The organism is Polynucleobacter meluiroseus, from assembly GCF_900205755.1.
GTDB lineage: Bacteria > Pseudomonadota > Gammaproteobacteria > Burkholderiales > Burkholderiaceae > Polynucleobacter > Polynucleobacter meluiroseus.
Genome location: NZ_OANS01000001.1, coordinates 24678 through 49873, shown reverse-complemented (window position 1 = coordinate 49873; position 25196 = coordinate 24678). Strand labels below are relative to the sequence as shown.

At 47.7% G+C, this 25196-nt stretch carries 26 protein-coding genes and 1 pseudogene; 11 read left to right on the top strand and 16 right to left on the bottom strand.

All coding sequences use genetic code 11. The features are described from left to right. Positions 1-3 precede the first annotated feature (3 nt). From CP950_RS00310 to gatC, 12 genes are all read right to left on the bottom strand, one after another. A complete protein-coding gene (locus tag CP950_RS00310) occupies positions 4-1371 on the bottom strand; it encodes an AmpG family muropeptide MFS transporter (RefSeq protein WP_419185562.1) in 1368 nt (455 codons plus the stop codon). Then, complete coding sequence (metW, locus tag CP950_RS00305) at positions 1328-1909, bottom strand: methionine biosynthesis protein MetW (protein WP_096671874.1); 582 nt, start codon at positions 1907-1909, stop codon at positions 1328-1330. The genes CP950_RS00310 and metW overlap by 44 nt, the downstream gene beginning before the upstream one ends. After that, positions 1906-3045 (bottom strand): homoserine O-succinyltransferase MetX, encoded by a 1140-nt coding sequence (gene metX / locus CP950_RS00300; RefSeq protein ID WP_096671873.1) that lies wholly within the window; start codon positions 3043-3045, stop codon positions 1906-1908. The genes metW and metX overlap by 4 nt, the downstream gene beginning before the upstream one ends. After that, positions 3042-3698, bottom strand: a complete 657-nt coding sequence (gene slmA / locus CP950_RS00295) for a nucleoid occlusion factor SlmA (protein ID WP_419185551.1) — start codon at positions 3696-3698, stop codon at positions 3042-3044. Before slmA ends, metX begins: the two co-directional genes overlap by 4 nt. Before the next feature lie 5 nt (positions 3699-3703). Then, positions 3704-4606 carry an acetylglutamate kinase gene (argB, locus tag CP950_RS00290; protein ID WP_096672377.1) on the bottom strand — a complete coding sequence of 301 codons (903 nt, stop codon included), beginning with the start codon at positions 4604-4606 and terminating at the stop codon, positions 3704-3706. A 22-nt stretch (positions 4607-4628) separates the two neighbouring features. Beyond that, on the bottom strand, positions 4629-5006 hold the full coding sequence (dksA, locus tag CP950_RS00285) for an RNA polymerase-binding protein DksA (protein WP_419185561.1): 378 nt from the start codon (positions 5004-5006) through the stop codon (positions 4629-4631). 195 nt (positions 5007-5201) lie between these two features. Then, positions 5202-6251 (bottom strand): CobW family GTP-binding protein, encoded by a 1050-nt coding sequence (locus tag CP950_RS00280; RefSeq protein ID WP_096671871.1) that lies wholly within the window; start codon positions 6249-6251, stop codon positions 5202-5204. Positions 6252-6320: 69 nt separating this feature from the next. Beyond that, the gene (locus CP950_RS00275; protein ID WP_096671870.1) at positions 6321-7322 is read right to left on the bottom strand and encodes a tyrosine recombinase XerC; all 1002 of its coding nucleotides are present in this window, start codon (positions 7320-7322) and stop codon (positions 6321-6323) included. Then, the gene (locus CP950_RS00270; RefSeq protein ID WP_096671869.1) at positions 7303-7977 is read right to left on the bottom strand and encodes a DUF484 family protein; all 675 of its coding nucleotides are present in this window, start codon (positions 7975-7977) and stop codon (positions 7303-7305) included. The genes CP950_RS00275 and CP950_RS00270 overlap by 20 nt, the downstream gene beginning before the upstream one ends. A 21-nt stretch (positions 7978-7998) precedes the next feature. Next, positions 7999-9471 carry an Asp-tRNA(Asn)/Glu-tRNA(Gln) amidotransferase subunit GatB gene (gatB, locus tag CP950_RS00265; RefSeq protein ID WP_207760169.1) on the bottom strand — a complete coding sequence of 491 codons (1473 nt, stop codon included), beginning with the start codon at positions 9469-9471 and terminating at the stop codon, positions 7999-8001. Then, entirely contained in the window at positions 9468-10985 is a 1518-nt protein-coding gene (gatA, locus tag CP950_RS00260; protein ID WP_096671868.1) for an Asp-tRNA(Asn)/Glu-tRNA(Gln) amidotransferase subunit GatA, read from the bottom strand. The genes gatB and gatA overlap by 4 nt, the downstream gene beginning before the upstream one ends. Further along, the gene (gatC, locus tag CP950_RS00255; protein ID WP_096671867.1) at positions 10982-11275 is read right to left on the bottom strand and encodes an Asp-tRNA(Asn)/Glu-tRNA(Gln) amidotransferase subunit GatC; all 294 of its coding nucleotides are present in this window, start codon (positions 11273-11275) and stop codon (positions 10982-10984) included. Before gatC ends, gatA begins: the two co-directional genes overlap by 4 nt. A 63-nt stretch (positions 11276-11338) precedes the next feature. Between gatC and CP950_RS00250 the strand changes: the two genes are divergently transcribed. The 5 genes from CP950_RS00250 to rodA are packed head-to-tail and all read left to right on the top strand — an operon-like array spanning position 11339 to position 16906. Then, on the top strand, positions 11339-12382 hold the full coding sequence (locus CP950_RS00250) for a rod shape-determining protein (protein WP_096671866.1): 1044 nt from the start codon (positions 11339-11341) through the stop codon (positions 12380-12382). Between the two features lie 24 nt (positions 12383-12406). Then, entirely contained in the window at positions 12407-13336 is a 930-nt protein-coding gene (mreC, locus tag CP950_RS00245; protein WP_096671865.1) for a rod shape-determining protein MreC, read from the top strand. After that, positions 13333-13857, top strand: coding sequence for a rod shape-determining protein MreD (gene mreD / locus CP950_RS00240; protein WP_096671864.1), 525 nt, complete (start codon positions 13333-13335; stop codon positions 13855-13857). Before mreC ends, mreD begins: the two co-directional genes overlap by 4 nt. 8 nt (positions 13858-13865) lie before the next feature. Beyond that, positions 13866-15773, top strand: a complete 1908-nt coding sequence (mrdA, locus tag CP950_RS00235; protein ID WP_096671863.1) for a penicillin-binding protein 2 — start codon at positions 13866-13868, stop codon at positions 15771-15773. After that, a complete protein-coding gene (gene rodA, locus CP950_RS00230; RefSeq protein WP_096671862.1) occupies positions 15755-16906 on the top strand; it encodes a rod shape-determining protein RodA in 1152 nt (383 codons plus the stop codon). The genes mrdA and rodA overlap by 19 nt, the downstream gene beginning before the upstream one ends. A gap of 105 nt (positions 16907-17011) precedes the next feature. On the opposite strand, the pseudogene CP950_RS00225 reads toward rodA, so the two are convergent. Together CP950_RS00225 and CP950_RS00220 are read right to left on the bottom strand one after the other, a co-directional pair. After that, positions 17012-17320, bottom strand: a pseudogene (locus CP950_RS00225) (HU family DNA-binding protein); the annotation flags it as partial. A gap of 87 nt (positions 17321-17407) precedes the next feature. Further along, positions 17408-17776, bottom strand: a complete 369-nt coding sequence (locus CP950_RS00220) for a hypothetical protein (RefSeq protein ID WP_243391869.1) — start codon at positions 17774-17776, stop codon at positions 17408-17410. A 158-nt stretch (positions 17777-17934) separates the two neighbouring features. Between CP950_RS00220 and CP950_RS00215 the strand changes: the two genes are divergently transcribed. Continuing rightward, complete coding sequence (locus tag CP950_RS00215; RefSeq protein WP_096672373.1) at positions 17935-18837, top strand: aspartyl/asparaginyl beta-hydroxylase domain-containing protein; 903 nt, start codon at positions 17935-17937, stop codon at positions 18835-18837. On the opposite strand, the gene CP950_RS00210 is transcribed toward CP950_RS00215, so the two are convergent. Continuing rightward, a complete protein-coding gene (locus CP950_RS00210; RefSeq protein ID WP_096671860.1) occupies positions 18838-19137 on the bottom strand; it encodes a DUF167 domain-containing protein in 300 nt (99 codons plus the stop codon). It abuts the gene before it with no gap. Between the two features lie 28 nt (positions 19138-19165). On the opposite strand from CP950_RS00210, the gene can reads away from it, so the two are divergent. Genes can through CP950_RS00190 form a run of 4 tightly spaced genes read left to right on the top strand, consistent with a single transcriptional unit; the run spans position 19166 to position 22935 of the window. Beyond that, positions 19166-19825, top strand: a complete 660-nt coding sequence (can, locus tag CP950_RS00205; RefSeq protein WP_096671859.1) for a carbonate dehydratase — start codon at positions 19166-19168, stop codon at positions 19823-19825. Positions 19826-19830: 5 nt separating this feature from the next. Further along, a complete protein-coding gene (locus CP950_RS00200; protein ID WP_096671858.1) occupies positions 19831-20718 on the top strand; it encodes an LpxL/LpxP family acyltransferase in 888 nt (295 codons plus the stop codon). A 38-nt stretch (positions 20719-20756) separates the two neighbouring features. Then, positions 20757-21509 carry a metallophosphoesterase family protein gene (locus CP950_RS00195; protein WP_096671857.1) on the top strand — a complete coding sequence of 251 codons (753 nt, stop codon included), beginning with the start codon at positions 20757-20759 and terminating at the stop codon, positions 21507-21509. A gap of 7 nt (positions 21510-21516) precedes the next feature. Next, entirely contained in the window at positions 21517-22935 is a 1419-nt protein-coding gene (locus CP950_RS00190; protein WP_096671856.1) for a serine/threonine protein kinase, read from the top strand. Between the two features lie 35 nt (positions 22936-22970). Here CP950_RS00190 and CP950_RS00185 read toward each other — a convergent pair whose 3' ends face one another. Then, on the bottom strand, positions 22971-24299 hold the full coding sequence (locus CP950_RS00185) for a dicarboxylate/amino acid:cation symporter (RefSeq protein ID WP_096671855.1): 1329 nt from the start codon (positions 24297-24299) through the stop codon (positions 22971-22973). Positions 24300-24398: 99 nt separating this feature from the next. Here CP950_RS00185 and CP950_RS00180 point away from each other — a divergent pair, with 99 nt between their 5' ends. Further along, a complete protein-coding gene (locus tag CP950_RS00180) occupies positions 24399-25136 on the top strand; it encodes a pseudouridine synthase (RefSeq protein WP_096671854.1) in 738 nt (245 codons plus the stop codon). The last annotated feature ends 60 nt before the right edge of the window (positions 25137-25196 follow it).

The following is a 25196-nucleotide window of genomic DNA, read 5'->3' as shown; positions in this document are numbered from 1 at the left end:
TTTTTACTCTACTTGGGCATCGTGCCGCTTAAATTCGACTAGCTTGAAGTGAATCACCAGCCAGACGAGTATTAAGACTGGAGCGCCAATAATGGCGGTGCCAAAGAAGAAGGCTTGGTAACCAAAAGAATCTACGAACACCCCAGAAAATCCCGCCAGCCACTTCGGCAGCAAGAGCATCATGGAGCTGAATAAAGCATATTGCGTCGCCGAATATTTCACGTTCGTAAGCGATGACAGAAACGCGATAAAGGCCGCGCTTGCAATCCCTGAGCTCAGGTTATCTGCGGAAATCACCCAGATGAGTCCTTGCAAATCATGGCCCCGCGTGGCTAACCAAGCAAACAATAAGTTACTCGCAGAAGATAAAAAAGCACCCAAAAATAGAACCCGCATCACCCCAAAGCGCATAGTGAAAACTCCACCAATAAAAGCACCCACTAAAGTCATGATGACCCCAAATACTTTACTAACCGCAGCTACTTCATCTTTGGTGTAACCCATATCCACATAAAAGGGATTGGCCATAATTCCCATCACCACATCACTAATTCGGTAGATGGCAATTAGGCCAAGAATAGCCACAGCGTGCCAGCGATAGCGCTGAATAAAGTCGGCAAAGGGTTCGATCAGGGTTTGATGTAGCCAGGCTTTTGCGTTCCGCGCTCTTGGTATTACGACGCGGATTGGCTCCTTGCTCAATAAAGTGGTGAGCACACCAATACCAATCGAAGCAGCCATCCACCGATAGGCAAATTGCCATGCGCCGGGATCGTAGATAGCGGAATCTATCTGCGCTCTAGCCGCTAGCCACAACACGCCTGCACCCGCCCAGATCAAGGCAAAGCGATAACCTGTTTGATATGTAGCCGCTAAGGCAGCCTGCCGCTGGCTATCAGCCGATTCAATCCGAAAGGCGTCCAAAGCGATATCTTGCGTAGCTGAACCAAATGCAACCAATAGAGCACACCACACAATTGCGTTCAGAGATACCTTAGGATCTAAGGTAGACATTCCCAAAAGACCTGCAATGATGAGTGCTTGGGCCAACAATAACCAACTCCGCCTTCTACCCAACCATCTAGAAAAGAAGGGAATGGGCAACCGATCAACTAGTGGCGCCCATAACCATTTAAAGGCATAGATCAGACCGACCCAAGTCAAGTACCCAATGGTGCTGCGATCAATACCCGCTTCACGCAACCAAAAGCTGAGCGTGCCAAGAATAAGCAATAAAGGCAATCCTGCTGAGAAACCTAGAAACAGCATTCGCAGGCAAGGCCATTCGAGGTAAACCCGAAAATCGTTTAGCCATGACCGGATTGCATTAAGCACGTCGAATACGAAAGAGCGCCAAGCTGCCGAATAGATTGGGCATTAGAGTGACGGGGCGACCCTCATGCAAGATGCATTGATCCACTATTTTAAGACCCAAGGTCGATGCTAATTTTTCAAAGTCGGCCACGGTCAGGACGCGCACATTGGGAGTGTTGTACCACTGATAGGGCAGGCTTTTTGATACTGGCATCCGGCCCAATCCAACAGCCAAGCGATGCGACCAATGACCAAAGTTCGGAAAGGACACTACCGACTCCTTGCCAACCCGAACTACCTCACGCAAGATCTTCTCTGTTTGATGGATGGTCTGCAAGGTTTGCGACAGGACAACCGTGTCAAAACTGTCGTCCTCAAAAAGCGCTAGACCGCCCTCCAGGTTTTGCTGAATGACATTCAAGCCTTTTTCTACACAAGATAAAACTTGTCCATCATCGATTTCAACGCCGTAAGCATGGACGGGTTTTTGCTTATGCAGATATTCCAGAAAACCACCATCGCCACAACCTAAGTCTAAAACTTGGCTGTGCGGAGCAATCCAATCGGCAATGGCCTTAAAGTCTGCGCGCATCATGTTTGAACCTCCAGCATTTGTCCAAAATAAGCGCGAATCAAGTTGTGATAACGCGGGTCATCCAGTAAAAAAGCGTCGTGGCCATGAGGAGCATCAATCTCGGCGTAACTGACTTCACTCCGATTGCTCAATAACGACTCCACAATTTCACGACTGCGATTGGGTGGAAAACGCCAGTCAGTAGAAAAGCTCACCACTAAGAATTTTGCTTGCACCTCAGCAAGCGTGCGATTTAAGCTGCCGCCATAACGGCGCGAGGGATCAAAATAGTCTAGGGCGCGAGTAATTAGCAAATAGGTATTGGCGTCAAAGTAGGTAGAAAACTTATCGCCTTGATAGCGTAGATAGCTCTCTACTTCAAACTCCACATCAAAGCTAAAGCGGTAGTCATTGGACTCACCATGCGGCCTTTGTAATTCACGCCCAAACTTTTCTGCCATGTCGGCATCCGATAAATAAGTGATATGGCCGATCATGCGCGCTAGCCTTAGGCCACGCTTAGGAATGACTCCGTATTCATAAAAATTACCGCCATGGAAATCAGGATCCGACAAAATGGCATTGCGCGCCACCTCGTTAAAGGCAATATTTTGGGCGCTGAGTTTTGGTGTAGAGGCAATCACTACGCAATGCGCCAAGCGCTTGGGAAACTGGATAGCCCAAGCTAAGGCCTGCATGCCTCCCAAACTTCCGCCCATGACAGCTGCAAAACGACGGATACCTAATTTGTCAGCCAAGCGCGCCTGTGTATTTACCCAATCCTCAACCGTAACTACCGGGAAGTCGGCGCCGTATGGCTTGCCAGTAGCGGGGTTAAGACTCATCGGGCCAGTTGACCCAAAGCAGGAGCCTAAATTATTTAAGCCAATAACAAAAAACTTGTCTGTGTCTACCGGTTTTCCGGGGCCAATCATGTTGTCCCACCAACCTATGTCTGCATCATTTTCTGGATCAGGGCCAGCAACATGGTGCGATGCATTTAGTGCATGGCAAATTAAAACAGCATTACTTTTGTCTGCATTGAGCTTGCCATAAGTTTCAATAACTAAATTGTAGCCAGCCAGAACGGCGCCACTCTGCAAAGGCAAGGGCTCGGCAAAGTGAATAGTGTTTCTAGAGAGGTGTAACTCACTCATTCTGAAAGAAGAATGCGCAAACTAATTTCAGATGCTTCGGTTGGCAATTTTTTGAATCCACTTCGCGCAAAACGATGCCAGCGACCCAAAACAAAGCTCATTAATAGAGCGGCACGAATGCTTACTTCATCTTGACCAAGTTGAGCTAAATTACCGCGCTCAGTTTGCGCAATACGCAAAGCTTGCTTGAGTGAAGACTCCACCCGATCTAAGACCTGCGTGATACGCTCTTGCAAGCGATCGTCTTCCTGCAAAAGAGCGTCACCCAGCAAAACACGGGTCATGCCTGGATTTTTTTCAGCAAAGAAGAGCAGCATCTGCAATATGCCCTTCGCTTGCGCAAGACCGGATTCTTCTTTTTGATTGATCTGATTAATCAAACCAAAGACCGTTTGCTCTATAAAGGCAATCAAACCCTCAAACATCTGCGCTTTGCTAGCGAAATGACGATAGAGGGCAGCCTCAGATACCTGAATTTTTGCCGCTAAAGCTGCGGTAGTGACACGCTCCGCCTTGGGGTTCTGCAGCATCTCTGCGAGCACTTGCAATATTTGTAAGCGACGCTCACCAGGGCGCGGACGTTTACGTGTCTTGCCCTCTTCGGCAACACTCATTGCTTGATCTTCTGGCTCTTGAGAATCGCGCATAGTCATTTGTTTTATTTGGAACGAATCATCGTACCAAAAGCCTGTTCGGTCAAAATTTCCAAGAGTAGCGAATGCTCAATACGGCCATCAATAATGTGCACTGAATTCACACCGCTCTTAGCCGCATCTAACGCTGAGGAGATCTTAGGCAACATCCCCCCAGAGATCGTGCCGTCAGCAAACAGCTCATCAATTTCTCGGGCGGTCAGATCGGTAATCAAGTTGCCGCTCTTGTCCATCACCCCTGGAATATTAGTCATCATGACTAACTTCTCTGCGCGCAGAATTTCTGCCATCTTGCCTGCGACTAAATCAGCATTGATGTTGTAAGCCTGTCCTTCGGCGCTAAAGCCAATTGGTGAGATCACAGGAATAAACGCATCATCCTGCAAAGCCTTAACCACCGCTGGATTAATGGCTTCTATTTCCCCAACAAACCCGAGATCAATAGTTGCGCCTGGATTTTTATCATCGGGCATCAGTAATTTTCTTGCATGAATCAAGCCACCATCTTTACCGGTGAGGCCAACTGCCTGACCGCCAAAGTGGTTAATCAGCATCACGATATCTTGCTGCACTTCGCCGCCTAAAACCCACTCCACCACTTCCATGGTTTCATCATCGGTTACGCGCATGCCTTGAATAAAAGTTCCCGATTTGCCGATCTTTTTCAGGGCCTCGTCAATTTGCGGACCTCCACCATGAACTACCACTGGGTTCATGCCTACTAGCTTAAGCAAGATGACGTCACGGGCAAAGCTTTCTTTGAGGCGCTCTTCCACCATGGCGTTTCCGCCATACTTGATCACGATCGTTTTGCCATGATATTGCCGGATGTACGGCAAAGCTTCTGCCAGAATTTCTGCCTTCAATAGAGGCGGGATATCGGAAAGGTGAGGAAGCGCTTTAGTCATTGAAGCCAGTGTCTCTTGCAAGTTAATCGCCAAATAGTTTTTGACGCAGTTCACGACGCTCTTGGGCTTCAAGCGATAAGTTCGCAGTAGGGCGTGCGATCAAACGATTTAAGCCAATGGGCTCTCCGGTCTCTTCACACCAGCCGTAGTCACCAGACTCAGTGCGCGCAAGAGCTTGTTCCACTTTTTTCAATAGCTTGCGTTCGCGGTCGCGAGTGCGCAACTCTAAAGCATGCTCTTCTTCGATGGTCGCGCGATCTGCAGGATCGGGTACCAAAATGTTTTCACGCAAATGCTCTGTAGTTTGTGAGGCATTCTTCAAAATATCATTTTTTAGAGTCGTGAGCTTCTGACGGAAAAAATCTAATTGAGCTGCGTTCATATAGTCCTTCTCGGACATAGCGAGCAGTTCAGCATCAGTGGTGATGGCGTCTTTGCTTGCTTTACTACTGGCTTTAGCAGTAGTTGTAGATTTTGTAGGTGTTTTTACCGTCATCTCATTCTTTCTATGGGTTTGAAGCATTATTGCCTCATTCTGCCAAAGTTTTGCTACCTTTTATCAATATTGCCTGTGGCGGCGGATTGTACTAGAAATTTAGCCCGCCAAACATCCTTCCAACCCTGCTAATAAAGTGTCCTTAGGTAAATCGATGCCTATGAAGACCATACGGGTTTTTTTGGGTTCCGCACCCCAAGGACCAGCCAAATCGCTACCCATCATCTGATGCACCCCTTGAAACACGACTTTACGGTTGCTACCCTTCACGTAGAGCACCCCTTTGTAGCGCAGCATCTTCTCGCCAAAGACCTCCAAAATGCCGCCTAAAAAGTCTTCTAATTTTTTATGATCAAAGGGTTTGTCACTACGAAAAACAAAGGATTGAATGCGATCTGTATGCCCAGTATGACCGTGGTGATCGTGAGCATGGTCATGGCCATGCGTGTCGTGACTATGGTCGTGACCGCAGTCGGCATGGTCGTGGTCTTCTTGTTCTAGGAAGTGTGGATCGATATCCAGCTTTGCGTTCAGATTAAAGCCTTTGAGATCTAGCACGGCGTCTAACGGCACTACCCCTTTTGAAATCCCCTGAATCGGTGCACGTGGATTCATATGCATCAGGCGATTACGCAAAGCTTCTACTTCGGCCTCGCTTACCAAATCCGTTTTTGTAATGAAAATTTGATCTGCAAAGCCGACTTGGCGCTGCGCCTCTTCATGCTCCGTTAATTGCTGCTGACCATGCTTAGCGTCTACCAAGGTGACCACTGCATCCAAAACATAATGATCGGCTACATCGTCATCCATAAAAAAGGTTTGTGCAACTGGGCCTGGGTTGGCTACGCCAGTGGTCTCAATTACTACTCGCTCAAAACTGATCTTTTTATCCTTACGCTGCTCCCAAAGGGCATTCAAGGCTTCGACTAAATCACCACGAATCGTGCAGCAAATACAACCATTGCTCATTTGTACGATATTTTCTTGACTGTCTTGAACCAAAATATCGTTATCGATGTTTTCTTCGCCGAATTCGTTTTCAATCACGGCGATCTTTTTGCCATGCTGCTCGGTCAGTATGTGCTTTAACAGCGTGGTTTTTCCGCTTCCCAAAAAGCCCGTGAGAATCGTTACAGGTATTAATGCCATTACTAATCCAATCAAAATCTAGAAATGAAGCTTTCTCAAAATGAGAAAACTAATATCTTACCTAGTTCTTTAGTCTTTACCAGCCTTTGCACGTGGATGCGCCTTGTCATAGGCTTGTGCTAAGTGCTGGAAGTCTAAGGAGGTATATATCTGGGTGCTCGCAATGCTGGCATGGCCCAGCATTTCCTGAACGGCCCGCAAATCTTGGGAAGATTGCAGGACGTGGCTAGCAAAGCTGTGACGCATCATATGGGGATGGACATGGGTTGGTAGCCCCGCCCTCATGGCCAAGGTCCTAAGGCGCGCCTGGACCGTGCGGGGGGATAAACGGGCGCCTGTTGCAGAGGTAAACAAAGCTAACGAAGTTTGTACTGGTTCAATGGCATTACGCGCGGCGCGCCAGGCTTGCAGGGATTGCATTGCAGGAGCGCCAACTGGGACGGAGCGGCGCTTACCGCCTTTACCCAATACGGTCACTTCGGCTGCGTCCCAATCTAACCATCCCGCAGATTCTTGTTGGCGATCCTTGCTTTGCATCACATCGATACCTAGCAATTCTGAAAGTCGCAAGCCTGAGGAATAGAGCAAATCAATCATGGCAGCGTCCCGAATAGACTCTGCATCTTTTTTTTCTTGGGCCTCATCTAAGGCTTGCTTAACTAACGCCAAGGCCTGCTCAACCGATAGGGCTTTTGGTAAAGACTTTAAGCGCTTGGGCGCCTTAACATCGTCTACTGGATTAGCTGTTAAGTGGGCGCTGAGTTTGCCTGATGCCGCATCACTACGAGCATTCTTTTCAGTGAGCCAGCCATACCAACCTCGCCAAGAGGAGAGTGCGCGCGCGATAGTACGGGCAGATTTTCCTTGGGCATGCAGTCGGCCAGCCCAACGTCTTACATGGGCGTTAGTCACGCGCAATAACTCTACTGAGTCCTCGGCCGCAAAGGATTGCAGTTCGGTCAAGTCGGCTCGATATGCCTTTAAAGTATGCGCGGAAAGCTGACGTAAAACATGTAACTCATGCAAATACGCTTGCATGAGTGACTCAAGCTCAATCGGCTGTGTGCTCATAAGCCTGGATACGATCCAAAGCAGCAGCAGTCAGTTCGGCGATTTGGCGTAAATAAAACGCGCCCATATCAGCAGTAAAACGTGTTTCGTCTTTGCTAGTCAATAACAATGCGGCTGGTGCCTGCGCAACCCCAATGCTTTTACCTAAAGGTAGTCCAATCGCTACTAAACTTTGCGCCTCATCATCTATAGTCACTTGGGTGGCCAACAGATCCACACTCGCCGCAGCCATCTCTTTCACAGGGCCACACAAAGGCGTGTCAACCCAAGGTCCAAATGCGGAATTCGGTGAAAGTAATTGCGCAGATTCGACTTCAAATACCTCGGATAGACCTGCCGTGACTGCAGCCTCAACTTCCATTCGGTTATTAGCACTCATCAGGCGCAACAACCAAGCTACCAAGCTTTGCTGGGTTTTGTCATTACGACTACCAAAATGAAGCATCTCGCTTAAACGGCGATTGAGTTCTTGATTCTGGGTGCGCAATAAAGTCATTTGCCGCTCTTGCAAAGAAATCGTGCGATCTTCGTGGGGGTGCTTCAAACGGATTTCATTTAAGAGGGTGGCATAGCGCTCAAAAAAACCTGGGGTAGAGCGTAACCACTCCGCCACTAATTCTTCTTGCTCTGCCTGCTTTGGATCTATTGCACTCATCTATCTCTTTCTGAAAAGAACTTAACCTAGCTTCTTGCGAAGTAATTCATTAACCTGCCCCGGATTTGCCTTACCTTGAGAGGCTTTCATGATTTGCCCTACCAAGGCATTGAAGGCTTTTTCTTTTCCAGCGCGGAACTCTTCCACGGATTTAGCATTGGCGGCCAAGACCTTATCAATGATGGCCTCAAGCTCGCAGCTATCGCTGATTTGCTTAAGGCCTTGAGTGTCAATGATGTGATCAACCGTGCTGATTGGCTTGCCGGATAAGGCCTCTTCCCAAAGGGTGGCAAAAATATCTTTTGCGATCTTATTCGAAATGGTGCCGTCAGCAATGCGTGTTAATAGTGGCGCTAAATGTTCGGCTTGCAAGGGCGCCTCTACTGCGCTTAAGTTCGCACGATTTAAGGCTGAGGCGAACTCTCCCGCAATTAAGTTGGCTGCCGCCTTAGCCAAAGGCTTGCCCACAATCTCTAACAAATCCTCGAACACTTTGGCAGTAGCGCGATCTTGTGTAAGCAATTGCACGTCATAAGCACTCAAGCCAAACTCTGCCTGCCATTGCTCGCGCAGTTGCGCTGGCAATGCAGGCATGTCACTCCGCACCTTCGCGATCCAAGCATCATCAATCACTACTGGCAGTAAGTCGGGATCAGGGAAGTACCGGTAATCGTTCGCGTCTTCTTTGCTGCGCATACTGCGGGTTTCTTGGCGATCTGGGTCATAGAGTCGCGTCTCTTGAACAACTGTGCCACCATCCTCAATCAACTCAATTTGACGGCGCACTTCATACTGAATCGCCTCTTCTAAAAAACGGAAGGAATTGAGGTTCTTAATTTCGCAGCGCGTGCCAAACTCTTCTTGACCTAGAGGTCTTACCGATACATTGGCGTCACAACGGAAGGAGCCTTCTTGCATATTGCCGTCACATACTCCCAACCAGACCACTAGGCCATGAAGGGCTTTGGCATAAGCAACTGCTTGGGCAGCACTTCGCATCACGGGTTCAGTCACGATCTCTAATAAAGGAGTGCCAGCACGATTTAAATCAATCCCGCTCGATGCTTCGCCATGAGGGCCGGTGAAATCTTCTTCATGTACCGACTTGCCGGCATCTTCTTCCATGTGTGCGCGCGTCAACTCAATCACCTTGATTTCATCGCCGACTAAAATTTCTAAATGGCCCCCTACGACTACCGGAATTTCAAACTGACTAATTTGATAACCCTTAGGTAAGTCTGGATAGAAGTAATTCTTGCGCGCAAAAATACTCGCGGGCGAAATCTTTGCGCCCACTGCCAAACCAAAACGAATCGCATGCTCGACCGCTTGTCGATTCAGCACAGGCAAGACGCCTGGTAGCGCCAAGTCAACCGGGCAGGCTTGGGTGTTTGGGCCAGCACCAAAACGAATGCTGGCACCACTAAAAATTTTGGACTGTGTGCGTAATTGCACGTGGCTCTCTAGGCCAATCACGATTTCCCATTGCATCATGCCACCTCGCTTGCTTGACGCAAATGCCAGTCACTGGCTTGCTGATATTGGTGCGCCACTTGCAGCAGACGCGCCTCTGCAAAATAGTTGCCAATCAGTTGCATGCCAATTGGTAAATTGTTTTTATTAAAACCGCAAGGTACGCTCATTGCTGGCAGACCTGCGAGGTTAGTAGACAGGGTATAAATATCCTCTAAATACATTTGCACAGGATCTTTGGATTTTTCACCAAAGCGCCAGGCTACATCCGGGGCAACTGGACCCAGAATCACATCACATTGATTAAATGCAGCTTGAAAATCAGCGGCAATAATGCGTCGAATTTTCTGCGCTTGTAAATAATAGGCATCGTAATAACCGTGACACAAGACATAAGAGCCAATCATGATGCGGCGCTTTACTTCCTCACCAAAACCTTCAGTACGAGATTTTTTGTACATGTCAGAGAGGTCGCGATATTCTGCGGCACGATGACCATAGCGCACACCATCAAAGCGACTTAAATTGCTCGAGGCTTCTGCGGGGGCTAAGACGTAATACACGGGTATCGATAAACGCGTTTTAGGTAAGCTGACATCCACCAATGTGGCACCAAGTGCCTCCAGTGCTTTAGCAGCGGTGTTTACTGAATTCGCTACTTCCTCAGCTAAGCCCTCGGCAAAGAATTCTTTTGGCAGACCAATGCGCAGACCTTCTAAGGGTTTAGCGACATTGGTATTGCCTGCCTTCCAAGCTTGCTGCAAATAGCGCCCGTAATCTTCACCAGAATCAGCCAGTGAGGTGGAATCTCGAGGGTCATGGGAGGACATTGCAGTCAATAGCATCGCGCAATCTTCTGCCGTTTTCCCCATCGGGCCGGCCTGATCGAGGGAAGAGGCGTACGCAATCATGCCGTAACGGGAAACCCGGCCATAACTGGGTTTGATTCCGGTCAAGCCACAAAAAGCTGCCGGCTGCCGAATCGAGCCGCCCGTATCGCTTCCAGTAGTAATCGGCGCCAGACCAGCTGCGACTGCCGCAGCGGATCCTCCGGAGGATCCCCCTGAGACACATTCGGCATTCCAGGGATTGGGCACTGGACCGTAGGCTGAATTTTCATTGGAGGAGCCCATAGCGAATTCGTCCATATTGGTCTTCCCCAAACAGACCATGCCAGCTCCACGAGGATTATCTTCGCTTGGCATTCCCAAATTAGCCACTACGGTAGCGTCGAAAGGACTAAGGTAACCCTCTAGCATTTTTGAGGCGGCAGTGGACTTCCAGCCGCGCGTAACGAAAACATCTTTGTGTGCCACTGGAATACCTGTTAGCGGCCCAGATTGACCAGATGAGATTAATAAGTCTGCTTTACTTGCTTGCTCTAAACTTAAGTGAGCATTTACATCCAAGAATGCATTCCAACGCTTCCCGGCCTCGATACGGTCTAAAAAGTACTGTGTGAGCTCTATGCTGGAGACTTCTTTAGCTGCGAGTGCCTTGGCCATTAAGGCGATTGGAGTGTTGTGCCAGCTCATTCAATCACCCTAGGAACTAAAAAGTAGCCGCCTTCTTGAGCGGGGGCGGATTGCATATTTTCCGCTCGGTGATCTTGCTCGGTCACTAGATCTTCTCTAAGTGGTTGGGCCAGTTCACGCAGAAAAAGGATGGGATGCGCCAAAGGCGCCATTCCAGAGGTGTCAACCGACTGCATCTCCTCAACCAAAGAGAAGACAGTTTGTAACTGGGGCAAAAGTGCCTCGGCGTCTGCTTGACTTAATTCAAGCATTGAAAGGTGCGCAATGCGCTGGACATCGTTCAGATTCATGGGGCGCTAGAGTATCATTCCTGTATATATTTTCATTAACTTTTATTATTCTCCCACTACATCATGTTTGGTTTTTTCCGCAGCTACTTTTCTAATGACCTAGCCATCGACCTAGGCACCGCCAACACCTTAATCTATATGCGTGAGCGGGGTATTGTGCTGGATGAGCCGTCGGTTGTGGCAATTCGCACCGAAGGCGGCCCAAATGGCAAAAAGACCATTTTAGCCGTTGGCAAAGAAGCAAAAGCCATGCTCGGGCGCGTTCCAGGGAATATTGAAGCCATTCGCCCCATGAAAGACGGCGTAATTGCCGATTTCACAATCACCGAGCAAATGCTCAAACAATTTATCAAACTGGTGCATGAGAGTAAGTTACTCAAACCGAGCCCACGCATCATCATCTGCGTACCTTGTGGCTCCACTCAAGTTGAGCGTCGCGCCATTCGCGAATCCGCTCTGGGCGCTGGTGCCTCCCAAGTGTTCCTGATCGAAGAGCCTATGGCTGCTGCCATTGGTGCAGGTCTGCCAGTTTCTGAAGCGGCTGGTTCGATGGTGGTGGACGTGGGTGGCGGCACAACTGAAGTTGGCGTGATGTCATTAGGTGGCATGGTCTACAAAGGATCCGTGCGTGTTGGCGGTGATAAGTTTGATGAAGCGATTACCAATTACATTCGCCGCAACTACGGCATGCTCATCGGCGAACAAACTGCTGAGTTAATCAAAAAGACCATTGGCTCTGCGTTTCCTGGAGCGGAAGTTCGTGAAATGGAAGTCAAAGGTCGCAACCTTTCCGAAGGCATTCCACGCAGCTTTACCGTGACCAGCAATGAAGTGCTGGAAGCGTTCACTGACCCTTTAAATCAAATCGTGACTGCAGTAAAAGCGGCACTCGAACAGATTCCTCCTGAGCTCGCTTCCGATATTGCTGAGCGCGGCATGATGTTGACTGGCGGCGGAGCTCTGCTACGAGATCTTGATCGCCTGCTCATGGAAGAAACCGGCCTACCGATTCATGTTGCTGAAGACCCTCTCACCTGCGTTGCGCGTGGTTGCGGCATTGCTTTAGAACGCATGGACAAGTTGGGCGGCGTGTTCTCACAAGAGTAAGCGACTTAAACGTCGATTTGGGAATTGCAATATAGCGCTCCTCCTCTGTTCAGACAAGGCGTTCCCGCTTTAGTCAAACTGATTGTCTGTCTCTCGCTCAGCGTGGCATTGATGCTGATCGATGCGCGCTTTAAACCCTTGGATTCCGTACGCAATGCAGTGAATCAGGTTCTGCGCCCATTGGAGTATGTCATGTTGTTGCCACGGGATGCGGTTGAGGCAACATCGGAATACTTTACGACCCGCGGCACCCTTGCACAAGAAAATCAAGGAATGAAAGTGCGCCTTGCAGAACTTTCCTTGTTGGCAAATCAATCAGAATTGTTATCAACTGAAAATCAGAATCTGCGTCAACTAGCAGACTTACAAAAGCAAGTAACCTTTAAAACACTCCCTGTTGAAATTCTCTTTAACCCGCCCAATTCCATTTCTCAGCGCATCGTGATTAATCGGGGCAGTAGCGATGGCTTAAAGCTCGGCAATCCAATTGCAAGTGACACAGGCATTCTTGGGCAAGTGGTGCGTCTATACGATCATTCCGCTGAAGTTTCTTTACTTGAAGACCGCGATTTCGCTGTTCCAGTACAGGTTGCCCGCAATGGCTTAAGAGCCGCCGTTTTTGGAGCTGGGCGAGGCAAGCCCTTAGAGTTGCGCTACCTTCCGGTTGCCAGCGACCTAGAGGTTGGTGATTTACTGATTACCTCTGGTATTGATGGCATCTATCCACCTGGCTTTGCTGTTGCTGTCATCAACCGCATTGAACGCAATGCCGATAGAAATTCATCTAATGTCCTTTGTACGCCAGTAGCAGGCATCAATCGCTATCGTCAAGCGCTCGCCTTTTTATATGACCCACAATGGGATGCAAAAGCGGCTTCATCAGGAAATAAATTGAATGATGCAAGCAGCAGCGCCCCTGGCAGACGCCAAACCCGTGCGCGAGGAATGCAATGATTGATTATCAAAGCGGCTACATTCTGCGCCCAGTCAATCAGGTATTTATTTATTTCAGCCTGTTTTGCGCTTTGATGCTCAATCTACTCCCTATAGATAACTATAGTTGGGTTCCGGACTGGTTGATTATTTGCATTGTGTTTTGGAATATCCATCAGCATCGTCACGTCAGCGTTATTTTGGCGTTTGGACTTGGTCTCCTAATGGATGTACACAATTCGGAGCTACTGGGTTTACATGGATTTAGTTACTCTCTAGTGGCTTATCTAGCGATTTCTTGGCACAGACGTATTCTGCCTTTGGGTCTTCTGACTCAGGCACTCCATTTATTGCCTTTATTTCTGATGGTGTCACTCTTTCCTGTGCTGACGCACTGGATTCTCAGTGGAGAGATGTACTGGAGTGCATTGTCCGCTGCTTTGCAGGCCCTCATAGAGGCGCTATTGTGGCCATTAGCGACCGTGATTCTATTAGCGCCCCAACGTCGGCCAATTCATGTTGACCATAACCGTCCAATTTGAGACGCGGTATGGTTTCTTTTAAAAAACCCGATCTCAATTCATTTCAAGAGCGCATTCATATTGCGACCTTGTTTGTCACTTTTTGTTTTTTGCTACTGCTATCCAGGTTAGTTTGGTTGCAATTAGTGAGCCACGATAAATATGCCCTTCAAGCAGAAAATAATCGCATTGCTCTCATACCCGTTCCAGCCAATCGGGGACTGATCATTGACCGTAATGGCGTTGTGATTGGCAGGAACTATTCAGCACTTACATTGGATGTGAACGCTGAAGCAATCACTGTCGGCGTGGATGAGTTGATGGATGAGTTATCTCAAATTGTGCTGATTTCACCGCGTGATCGTCGCAATCTCAAGCGCTCTCTCGAAGACTCGCGCAAGATGGGGACTTTTCCACTACGCTCGATGTTGACAGAAGCCGAGACAGCTCGCTTTATGGCTAATCGCTTTCGCTTTCCCGGTGTTGAGATCCATGCGCGTAGTTTCCGCGAGTATCCCTATAACGAACTTGCCTCACATCTGATTGGCTATATAGGTCGCGTATCCCAAAAAGATCGAGAGCGCATGCTGACTGAAATTGAGGACTCGAAAGCAGATGACCCCGATGCTCTACAAGCCTCCTTCTTGCCAGGTATTCAGTACGTCGGAAAAATTGGCCTAGAGCAAAGTTATGAAAGTGTTTTGCGCGGCGTGCCTGGATATGATCAGGTAGAAATCACTGCGGGCGGCAAACCGGTGCGCACTTTAGCTAGCTCACCTTCCATAGCCGGGAAAAATATCGTTCTGTCGGTTGACGTCAAATTACAATATTTAGTTGAACAGCTCTATGGAAATTTTCGGGGCGCCTTTGTGGCCATAGAGCCAGCCACGGGTGACGTACTTGCCTTTGTCTCAAAGCCCAATTTCAATCCAAACGATTTTGTTGAGGGCATTGACTCAGTTACCTGGAAAGAACTCAATGACTCCCCTCAGAAACCGCTTTATAACCGGCCGCTGAAAGGAATTTATCCACCCGGCTCTACTTATAAACCTTTCATGGCCCTGGCTGCTTTAGAGAATAAAAAACGCACCCCATCACAAACTATTTTTGATCCTGGCTATTTTGATTTTGGTAATCACACCTTTCGTGATGATAAAAAAGGCGGGCATGGCACCGTCGATATGCAGAAGTCCATCGTAGAATCCTGTGACACTTACTACTACATGCTTGCCCGCGATATGGGCGTCGACATGATTCATGACTTCATGAAACCCTTTGGCTTAGGTCAAATCACGGGGATTGATTTACGCGGGGAATCAAAAGGCGTCTTACCTTCGACCGAATGGAAAAGAAATCTCTTCAAAAAACCTGAGCAGCAGAAATGGTATGAGGGTGAAACAATTTCTTTGGGCATTGGTCAAGGCTACAACGCCTTTACGATTTTGCAATTAGCGCATGGGATGGCTAATATGGCCAATAACGGCATTGTGATGAAGCCCCATTTGGTGAAAGCGATTGAAGACCCCTTTACGCGTCAAAAACAGCTGACCACGCCAAAAGAAAGTTACCGGATCAATTTAAACTCTGAAAATATTGAAGTGATTAAGAAGGCCATGGTCGAAGTGAATATTTCCGGCACCTCAGCAGCCGCCTTTAAAGATACGGGATACCGAGCGGGTGGCAAAACAGGCACTGCACAAGTCTTCAGTCTGAATTCTAAGGACTATAAGCATGGGGCCACTGCGGAATTCTTGCGCGATCATGCGCTCTATATTGCTTTTGCACCTGCTGATAAGCCAACCATTGTGCTCGCCATGGTTGTTGAGAATGCCGGCTTTGGTGCGCAGTATGCGGCACCGATTGCACGCAAGGCATTGGATTACTACCTTGAAGGTAAATGGCCTGCGGAGGTTCCCGAGTGGAAAAGAGCCCCTTAAAAGTCGTTCAAAAAGTATTCTTTGGGTTTTTTGCTGGTCTCGATCGCCAGCTAGGCCTGATATTACTTGGCTTAGCGGCAGTCGGCTTTTTTACCTTTTTATCTGCCAGTCAAGATACACCGGTGTCGATTGGCGATGAGATTCGCAATCTCGTGCTCTCTTTTGCGGTGATGTGGCTTGTGTCGCGCATTCCGCCCAAGTGGCTAGAAATTTCTGCTGTTTGGATTTATGGCCTGGGAGTAGCCCTACTGATTGCCGTTGCCGCCTTTGGATTGGTCAAGAAAGGGGCACGGCGTTGGCTCAATATTGGAATAGTAATTCAGCCATCGGAGATTATGAAAATCGCTATGCCATTAATGTTGGCTTGGTATTTCCAAAAACGGGAAGGCATTCAAAAAGCTTGGGACTATGGTGTTGCGGCGGTCATACTTGGCATTCCCGTCATGCTCATCGCGCGCCAACCTGACTTAGGTACTGCATTACTGGTGTTTGCCGCGGGTCTCTACGTGATTATTTTGGCCGGATTGCCATGGAAATGGATTCTGCCATTCGTGGGTCTTGCAATCCTAGGCATCCTGCTCATTATTATTTTTGGTAATACCATTTGTGCAAATGATGTTGTATGGCCGTTTGTACACGACTACCAAAAGCATCGAATTTGTACTTTGCTAGACCCCACTACCGACCCGCTTGGAAAAGGCTTCCACACCATTCAATCTATGATTGCAATCGGCTCGGGCGGTTTTTTTGGAAAAGGCTGGTTTCATGGCACGCAAGCACACCTCGAATTTATTCCAGAAAAACATACCGACTTTATCTTTGCCGTGTACTCGGAAGAATTTGGCCTCTTAGGAAATATGATTCTCTTGGCCTTATTTTTCGCTTTGGTCAAAAGGGGCTTAGCCATCTCAGCAAGCGCACCAAATTTATTCACCCGCCTACTTGGGGCTTCCGTAACGCTTATTTTCTTTACGTATGCCTTTGTCAATATTGGCATGGTGAGCGGCTTACTGCCGGTGGTAGGCGTCCCGCTACCCTTTATTAGCTATGGTGGAACTGCCCTAGTGACCCTAGGGCTTGGTGCGGGCATCTTGATGAGCATTCATCGCCATAAGCGCCTGGTGCAAAGCTAAGGTACTTTTGAAGATTTTCGTGCGCGGACATTGTTTGTCATTTAGCGCAAAGTGTAGGCAACAAAAAAAAGCCCGGCATGCCGGGCTTTTCTATGCAAGGCAGAATTACTTCTTACGCTTGTTTACTGAATCTTTAAATGCTTTACCAGCAGAGAACTTCACTGTTTTAGCAGCAGCGATTTTGAGTGGCTCGCCAGTTTTTGGGTTGCGACCCATACGCGCAGCACGTTTGCCAGAAGCGAAAGTACCGAAGCCGATCAGTTGAACTGAGTCGCCCTTAGTAACTGCTTTAATGATTTGCTCAATAGCAGAATTTAATGCAAATTCAGCTTTGGCTTTTGAGATCTCAGCATCTTCAGCAATGGCTGCGATTAGTTCTGCTTTGTTCAAGTGAAGCTCCTTATAGATATTGGTGTAGGCGCACTGTGCGCTGTACTTATTTTAACCACAAAAAATTATAAAAATAAAGCTGCGATACAGCAATTTCCCTACAGCGGCCGATTATTCCTCTAAAACAGACACATCGTAGACAAAATACTCCGTATCGCCAAAACAGGTTGAGGGTAAACCGATATGCTGGCTGTACTTTAAGGCAACCTTCTTGCCAAGGTTAGCATTTATTTTCTGCGCCACAGCCTCTTCTGGCACCGTAAAGAAGAATTTTTCTGACATCGTACCGGGCATGGAAACCATGGCCAGCTCGCCCTCCCAAGTTTTACAGATAAATCCGCGGTGGGAGAACTTTTGAACATATCCCGCACGCTCCCCGCTGCCATAACTCCAGTTGAGCATTGCCCAAGTGTAAATTGCCAGACCAACCAAGCCAATCAATATCAGACTGAAAAGCCATCGAATAAATTTGCCCATCATTATTTCCTCTGTGAATCCCCTTTTCAGCGCCAAATAGATGCCTAAAAGCGAATGTTAATTAATCTTAATTAGTATATGTGCAAAGTTTGAATAGAAATTGACAGAAAAGTACCCAACACAAATTAAAATAGTGTCTATAAGGTTAAATGGTCACTTTTATGCAATTACGTCACATCATCTTTTTTATTTTTATTGCATCTGCAATATACGTTTATTTTCGAGGGAAAGTGCGGTTTGGCCTAGTACGCTCTCTGACAGACTATCAAGTATTACTAGCGCCCATTAATTCCTTGCTTTATCTATTTTCTAAAATAAAGGCAGGCGCCTATATTCCAGTAAATGATTTTCCGGATCTTAAACCTTTACAGGATCACTGGGAAATGATTCGTCAAGAAGCCCTCGCCCTTAATGCAGATGGGGCAATTGCGGCTGCTACTGGATATAACGATATTGGCTTCAATTCCTTTTTTCGTACTGGCTGGAAACGTTTTCATCTGTATTGGTACGGCAAAGAACTCCCTTCCGCTCAACTTAATTGCCCCAAGACAGTGGCCTTACTGAAATCTATTCCCTCAATTAAGGCGGCGATGTTTGCCTCTCTACCGCCGGGGGCGACTTTAGTTCGGCATCGCGACCCCTACGCAGGCTCCTTACGTTATCACTTGGGCTTAATGACGCCGAATGACCCAAAGTGTTATATCAATGTGGATGGACAGCATTATTTTTGGCAAGACGGCGAAGCGGTCATGTTTGATGAAACGTATATTCATTTTGCAGCTAATGAGACGGAGCAACAACGCATTATTTTATTTTGCGATATTGAGCGGCCAGTTTACACCAAGCTCCTACAAGTCCTGAATCGTTGGTTTGGACGCTATGTAATGAGCGCAGCCTCCTCGCAAAATGTCGCAGGAGAAAAGGTGGGGCTCGTCAACGTCCTGTTCAAATACTTTTACGCGCTTCGAGCGCAAGCCAAAAAATTGAAAGCCAGTCATCGAACTGTTTACTATGTCGGCAAATGGGTCCTCATATTAGGCATTTTGTGGGCAATCTTTTGGTAACTACGTAGGAGTTAAAGTTTGCGCAATTTGCTCTGGGGTAATTGAACCCCAGATTTCGACACATTTAATCTTGCTACTTTGACCAGTAAGAAGCTGAATTTGTTTTTGGGGTATTTTGAGTTGTTTTGCTAGCCAAGCCAGAAGCATTTCATTAGCCTTATTTTCCACTGCTGGGGCCTGTAGGGAGATCTTTAGGCAGCCTGCATGCAGACCAACTACCTTGGTTACCTTTGCCCCAGGCTGACAGTGCAGGCTTAACTTAATACCGGTAGGGGTTTGTTTTAACCAAATAGGCGTCATGAAAGTACTTTAAACTGAATCCTACATTATGAAGAACTCCAAACCCCTAGATCATCTATTTGTCAAAAACCGCGACTGGGCGCAAGACATGGTCGCTAAAGATCCTGATTTCTTCAAGCGCCTAGTTTCTCAGCAGGCTCCAGAATATTTATGGATCGGTTGCTCAGATAGCCGTGTGCCTGCCAATGAGATCGTGAATCTGTTGCCTGGCGAATTATTTGTGCATCGTAATATTGCTAATGTGGTGGTCCACACGGATCTCAATTGCCTGTCCGTGATTCAGTTTGCGATTGACTTGCTCAAAGTAAAACATATCCTAGTTGTTGGTCATTACGGTTGCGCTGGAGTGAACGCGGCCCTGAATGATTTGCGCGTGGGCCTTGCGGACAATTGGTTGCGGCACGTAAAAGATGTGCATCAGAAGCACGAACGTTATTTAGGCGACGCCATTCCTACGCTTAAACGTCAAGATCGCTTATGTGAGCTCAATGTGATTGAGCAAGTAGTCAACGTCTGTGAAACTACTATCGTCCAAGATGCTTGGGCTCGCGGCCAAGATTTGAGTGTTCATGGCTGGGCCTACCGCCTAGAAACTGGATTAATAAATGATCTGGATATATCCGTCGGCTCTGTAGAAGAGTTGCATGCGCGCTATCCTCAGACCTTAAAACGCTACGCAGCAGAATAAAACATTTGTTAAAAACGCTTTTAAATTATTTAGGGGTAGCTTTACTCAAGCTCCTGTCCATGCTGCCTTACAAGCTGTTGGTCGCAACTGGCTATGGTATCGGCTGGCTCGCAGGGCGCATCTCTAGTGATCGCAGTCAAGTCGTAAAAGCCAATCTCCAATTATGTTTTCCTGACCTGAGCTCAGCAGAAATCGATCATTTAAGTCAACAGCATTGGCGCCTACTTGGGCGTAGCTTGGTGGAGAAAAGCATTATTTGGTTTGGCTCTAAAAAACAACTGAGTCAAATGATTGAAGTCCAATCCGAGATAGACCTTTCAGATCGTAAGCCACGAATTTTGGTGAACATGCATTTTGTTGGCATTGAAGGCAGCATTATTTTGAGCGCCCTTGCAGACGAAAAAGGCTGGCCACGTACATCAGGCTTTTTTCAGCGGATGAAGAGCCCCTTCTTCAATCAAAAAATTATTGATTGGCGCAATCGTTTTGGTGGCAACTCCATTGATCGCCAAGGCAACTCGATGGAAATCATTCGTGAGATCCGCAAAGGCAATCTCATTATCATCGCGCCCGATATTGATTTGGGAACCAAGAACTCAACCTTCGTTCCTTTTTTTGGTATTCAAACCAATACCATTACGGCAGTTTCAAGGCTAGCCAAGATAGCCGGTGCAGAGGTATGCACGATGTTTACGACCTTAAAGTCAGATGAGTCTGGATATCTTTGCTCCATCAAAAAACCTTTGGAAAATTTCCCGAGCGAAGATCCTGAAGAGGATACGGCTCGCTTAAATCGCCTGTTTGAAGAGGCGATTCGTCTGCGACCTGCAGAATACTATTGGGTTCACAAGCGCTTTAAAAATCGCCCCGATCAAGCAGTCAATCCCTACTAGTTCTTCTGTTATCGCGGTTTTTGCCCTATCATGCACGCATGAACGAGCGTATTGGGCTTTTTGCCGACCTTCATAGTAATTTAGAGGCTTTTGAAGCCGGCATGGCGAAGGCCGAAGAGCTTGGCGTTACCCGCATGGTTTTCTTAGGTGACCTCGTTGGCTATAACGCAGACCCTTGCGCTGTCCTTGATCGTATTGGCGAGCTGATTGCCGCCGAGAAAGCGATCGCTGTGCTTGGCAATCATGATGAGGCGGTATTTAAAGACAATAGCGCCAGTATGAATGTGAATGCCCAAGCCGCCATCGAGTGGACCAAGTCACAGTTAAATGCAGATCAAGTTCAATTCTTAAAAGATCTTCCTATGATTATTCATGAAGAAGATATTTGTTTTACCCATGCCTCAGCTCATCAACCGGCGGACTGGAACTACGTTACCGACAGTATGAGTGCCTGGCAATGTGTGCAAGCTTCTGGCAAAGCCTATACCTTTGTAGGGCACGCCCATGAACAAGCGTTGTTTTATCAAAGCGCGGTTGGCAAGCTCATCCGCTTTGCGCCATATCCAGGTGACGCGGTTCCAGTAATGCGGCATCGTCAATGGGTAGGCGTTGTTGGCTCCTTGGGTCAACCCAGGGATGGTAATCCAGAGGCCTGCTTCGCAGTATTTGAGCCCGAGACAGAAGCCTTAACCTTTCATCGCTTGCAATACGATCAGTTTAAGGCGGCAGAAAAGGTACGACGTGCTGGCTTACCAGAGGAATTAGCGAATCGTCTGATTACTGGTAAATAGAAAACTGATGATGAGTACCTCCAATATTCAAGCTGTTGACGATATCTTCCAAGCAGGAAAGGTTGTCGATGGCTTTGTTTTGGGTAAAGAAGTTCACCGCGGTGGCATGGCCAGCTTATTCTCCGCAACCAAGGAGGGTGTCGAGCTTCCCATCCTTTTAAAGATTCCACGAGTGGGTCGCGATCAACCGGTAGAAAGCTTGATCGGATTTGAAACAGAGCTCACGATCCTGCGCGCCCTCAAAAGCCCCTATGTACCTAAATATTTCGGCTCGGGAAATATGGCTGCCTTTCCTTACATAGCCATGGAACGAGTTGCTGGTCGCCCTTTAGAAGACCGCATTAAAGAAGGTAAACAATTTAGCATCGCCGAAGTTGTCAATATTGGCGCTGAACTTGCTCAAGCAGTGCAATCGCTCCATGCTCAAGATGCAATTCATCTAGATATCAAGCCAGAAAATATTTTGATAGATGAGCAAGGTAAGCTCACCTTAATTGACTTTGGCTTATCGCATCACGCTCGCTTTCCGGACTTACTCGCCGAGGAAATGCGTAAAGGGATTGGCTCAGCGCCCTATATTTCGCCAGAACAAGTCATCGGTATTCGGGATGATTACCGTAGTGATATTTTCTCGATTGGCGTCATCCTGTATGAGCTACTGACTGGTCATTTGCCTTTCGGCAACCCTCAGACGATGAGTGGTTTACGCAAGCGCATGTGGGCGCAGGCCTTGCCACCTCGCGCAATACGTAAAGAGATTCCGCGCTGGTTGCAAGAAATTGTCTTACGCTGCTTAGAGCCGCGGGCAGCGGATCGCTATCAAAGTGCTGCGCATCTTCGGCAAGCCCTACGTGAACATGAAACCGTCACGCTGACTGAACGTGCTGAGCGAGTTGACCCATTAAGCTTTTGGGATAGCCTCAAGCGCTGGATTAGGGCGGCTGGGTACGAGCCTTCGCCTTCTCCTAGACCAAGCAAAGCGAATGATCAGGCGCCTCTTTTGGTTGCCGCAATCGATACACGACAGTCAGATCAAGATTTGCGCGTACGCATGCAAACAACCGCTAAAAATTTACTGCAGGCGCATTCGGAGTCGCGCCTGATTTGCATTAGTACGATAGCCAATACGCCGACATTTGAAGGCGCTGAAGAGAGTCAGACTGCGAGTGGTATTGTGCGAGGTCACTTAGTGCAGCTGATGGAATGGGCAAAGCCACTTGGACTTCCGCCAGAGCGTATTTCATATCATGTGCTTGAGGCAATTGATGCGGCTGCGCGTATTGTGGAGTTCGCAAGAGATAATGAGGCCTCTCTTGTGATGATTGGGGCTTCTCATAAAACACCGAACAAAGTAACGCCTTGGAGAACCTCGATGACAAAGATTGTCGAAGAAGCCCCCTGCAGTGTCTATATTGTGAGAACCTAGATCACTAACAAGTAACCTAGGTTGCAAAGCATTTACTAGCGCATCTTGTCCTGATGTTGATCCAATATCAACTCTGGCTCTTGCGATTCAATCCAATTATCGCGATTCAGAACAGCTGTTAATTGCTTCCGGTCTAGGTCGCCCGTCCAATTGGCAACCACAATCGTGGCTACGCCGTTGCCGACTAAATTCGTGAGAGCGCGCGCCTCTGACATAAAGCGATCGATGCCGAGAATGATTGCCAAACCTGCGACAGGTACATTACCCACCGCAGATAAGGTAGCCGCCAAAACAATAAAGCCGCTTCCGGTTACGCCCGCAGCCCCCTTGGATGTCAAGAGCAGAACCAGCAAGAGAGTGACTTGCTGAACAATGGTCATTGGTGTGTCAGTGGCTTGTGCAATAAAGATGGCGGCCATCGACAAGTAAATTGATGTGCCGTCTAAATTAAATGAATAGCCCGTTGGAATCACTAAGCCTACGGTGCTTTTCTTGGCGCCTAAGAGCTCCATTTTTTCCATCATGCGAGGCAGTACTGATTCAGAAGAGGAGGTGCCTAAAACAATTAACAACTCTTCTTTGATGTAGCGCACAAATTTGAAAATATTAAATCCGTTTAAACGCGCCACGATGCCGAGTACGACGAATACAAACAGAAAGCAGGCGATATAAAAAGTACCCATCAGCTTGCCTAAAGAAAATAAGGAAACAATTCCGTACTTTCCAATCGTAAATGCCATGGCACCAAACGCGCCTATAGGTGCGAATTTCATGATGACGCCCACCATGTCGAATAGCACATGCGATGTCTTTTCAATGAAATCAAATACCACGGTTCCGCGTCCGCCAAAACGATGCAAAGCGAAGCCAAATAAAACCGCAATGAACAATACCTGCAAGATCTCGCCTTTAGCGAAAGCATCAATCACTGTATTCGGGATGATATTCATTAAGAAATCGGTCGTACTGCCCATCTTGCCGGGACCGGTGTACGCGGAGATCCCTTTGGTATCGAGGCTCGCAGGATCTATATTCATGCCTGAGCCTGGTTGCAAGACATTCACGACAACTAAGCCCACCACCAATGCAATCGTACTCATGATTTCAAAATACAAGAGCGCCAAACCGCCAGTTTTGCCGACTTTCTTCATATCTTCCATGCCCGCAATGCCAACCACAACGGTACAAAAAATAATGGGGGCAATTATCATCTTGATGCCTTTGATGAATGCATCACCAAACGGCTTCATGTCCACCCCGAGTGATGGATAGAAATGCCCCAGCAAAACTCCAATTACAACAGCGGTAAGTACTTGAAAGTAAAGGATTTTATAAATTGGAGGTTTTTTTAGTGTGGTTTTCAATTTAACTGCCCTTATGGAATACTGCGTAAGTTTTCAAATGAGTCACGATTTTATATTAAGCCCCTATGGCGTAGAAAGTATTTGCTCGATAATGTGGGGATGGAAGAAAAAGTTCGTGTATCAAAATTATTGTCTGAGCTTGGCCTGTGCTCTCGGCGTGAGGCAGACTCTTATATAGAGCAGGGTTTGGTCACCGTGGATGGTGAAGTCGTGAATGAATTAGGCTCACGCGCCTTTCGTTACCAAAAAATTGAGCTGCAATCGGGCGCCAAAGTGCAGCAGGCCTCTCGCGTTACGGTCATTTTGAATAAACCAGTCGGCTTTATCTCCCACTTTGACGACGAGAAAGACTATCCCCCTGCGGCTTCTTTAATTACGCCAGAGAACTACTTTGCCAGCCCCCTAGATAAAGGACGAAGTGTGCGCTTTAATACTCGCGGCTTAGCCCCAGCAGGACGGCTAGATATTGATTCCACGGGGATGCTGGTCTTAACTCAAGATGGTCGAATTGCAAAACTACTCATTGGTGAAAACAGTCCAATCGAGAAAGAATACTTGGTGAGAGTCGAGGGTGAGCTCTCTTTTGAGAACCTCGATCGCTTAAAGCATGGTCTAGAACTAGACGGCGTCACCTTAAAGCCTGCTCAAGTGAGCTGGCAGAATGAAGAACAATTGCGCTTCGTCTTACGCGAAGGTCGCAAGCGTCAGATTCGGCGTATGTGTGAAATGGTTGGCCTAAAGGTGTTGGGCCTCAAACGCGTGCGTATGGGCCGAATTTCTTTGGGGGCGCTGCCAGCTGGTAAATGGCGCTTTGTCAGATCCGAGGAGCAGTTCTGATGCCAAGCCTGACCCGCTTATAATCCCGTCCTACTAGATCACACGCAGAATCACCATCGA

Excerpts from the sequence above, each read along its gene's own strand:
- metW (WP_096671874.1), bottom strand. The coding sequence starts at position 1,909 with ATGATGCGCGCAGACTTTAAGGCCATTGCCGATTGGATTGCTCCGCAC.
- metX (WP_096671873.1), bottom strand. The coding sequence starts at position 3,045 with ATGAGTGAGTTACACCTCTCTAGAAACACTATTCACTTTGCCGAGCCC.
- slmA (WP_419185551.1), bottom strand. The coding sequence starts at position 3,698 with ATGACTATGCGCGATTCTCAAGAGCCAGAAGATCAAGCAATGAGTGTT.
- argB (WP_096672377.1), bottom strand. The coding sequence starts at position 4,606 with ATGACTAAAGCGCTTCCTCACCTTTCCGATATCCCGCCTCTATTGAAG.
- dksA (WP_419185561.1), bottom strand. The coding sequence starts at position 5,006 with ATGTCCGAGAAGGACTATATGAACGCAGCTCAATTAGATTTTTTCCGT.
- CP950_RS00280 (WP_096671871.1), bottom strand. The coding sequence starts at position 6,251 with ATGGCATTAATACCTGTAACGATTCTCACGGGCTTTTTGGGAAGCGGA.
- CP950_RS00275 (WP_096671870.1), bottom strand. The coding sequence starts at position 7,322 with ATGAGCACACAGCCGATTGAGCTTGAGTCACTCATGCAAGCGTATTTG.
- CP950_RS00270 (WP_096671869.1), bottom strand. The coding sequence starts at position 7,977 with ATGAGTGCAATAGATCCAAAGCAGGCAGAGCAAGAAGAATTAGTGGCG.
- gatB (WP_207760169.1), bottom strand. The coding sequence starts at position 9,471 with ATGATGCAATGGGAAATCGTGATTGGCCTAGAGAGCCACGTGCAATTA.
- gatA (WP_096671868.1), bottom strand. The coding sequence starts at position 10,985 with ATGAGCTGGCACAACACTCCAATCGCCTTAATGGCCAAGGCACTCGCA.
- gatC (WP_096671867.1), bottom strand. The coding sequence starts at position 11,275 with ATGAATCTGAACGATGTCCAGCGCATTGCGCACCTTTCAATGCTTGAA.
- CP950_RS00250 (WP_096671866.1), top strand. The coding sequence starts at position 11,339 with ATGTTTGGTTTTTTCCGCAGCTACTTTTCTAATGACCTAGCCATCGAC.
- mreD (WP_096671864.1), top strand. The coding sequence starts at position 13,333 with ATGATTGATTATCAAAGCGGCTACATTCTGCGCCCAGTCAATCAGGTA.
- mrdA (WP_096671863.1), top strand. The coding sequence starts at position 13,866 with ATGGTTTCTTTTAAAAAACCCGATCTCAATTCATTTCAAGAGCGCATT.
- CP950_RS00220 (WP_243391869.1), bottom strand. The coding sequence starts at position 17,776 with ATGATGGGCAAATTTATTCGATGGCTTTTCAGTCTGATATTGATTGGC.
- CP950_RS00215 (WP_096672373.1), top strand. The coding sequence starts at position 17,935 with ATGCAATTACGTCACATCATCTTTTTTATTTTTATTGCATCTGCAATA.
- CP950_RS00210 (WP_096671860.1), bottom strand. The coding sequence starts at position 19,137 with ATGACGCCTATTTGGTTAAAACAAACCCCTACCGGTATTAAGTTAAGC.
- can (WP_096671859.1), top strand. The coding sequence starts at position 19,166 with ATGAAGAACTCCAAACCCCTAGATCATCTATTTGTCAAAAACCGCGAC.
- CP950_RS00195 (WP_096671857.1), top strand. The coding sequence starts at position 20,757 with ATGAACGAGCGTATTGGGCTTTTTGCCGACCTTCATAGTAATTTAGAG.
- CP950_RS00190 (WP_096671856.1), top strand. The coding sequence starts at position 21,517 with ATGATGAGTACCTCCAATATTCAAGCTGTTGACGATATCTTCCAAGCA.
- CP950_RS00180 (WP_096671854.1), top strand. The coding sequence starts at position 24,399 with ATGGAAGAAAAAGTTCGTGTATCAAAATTATTGTCTGAGCTTGGCCTG.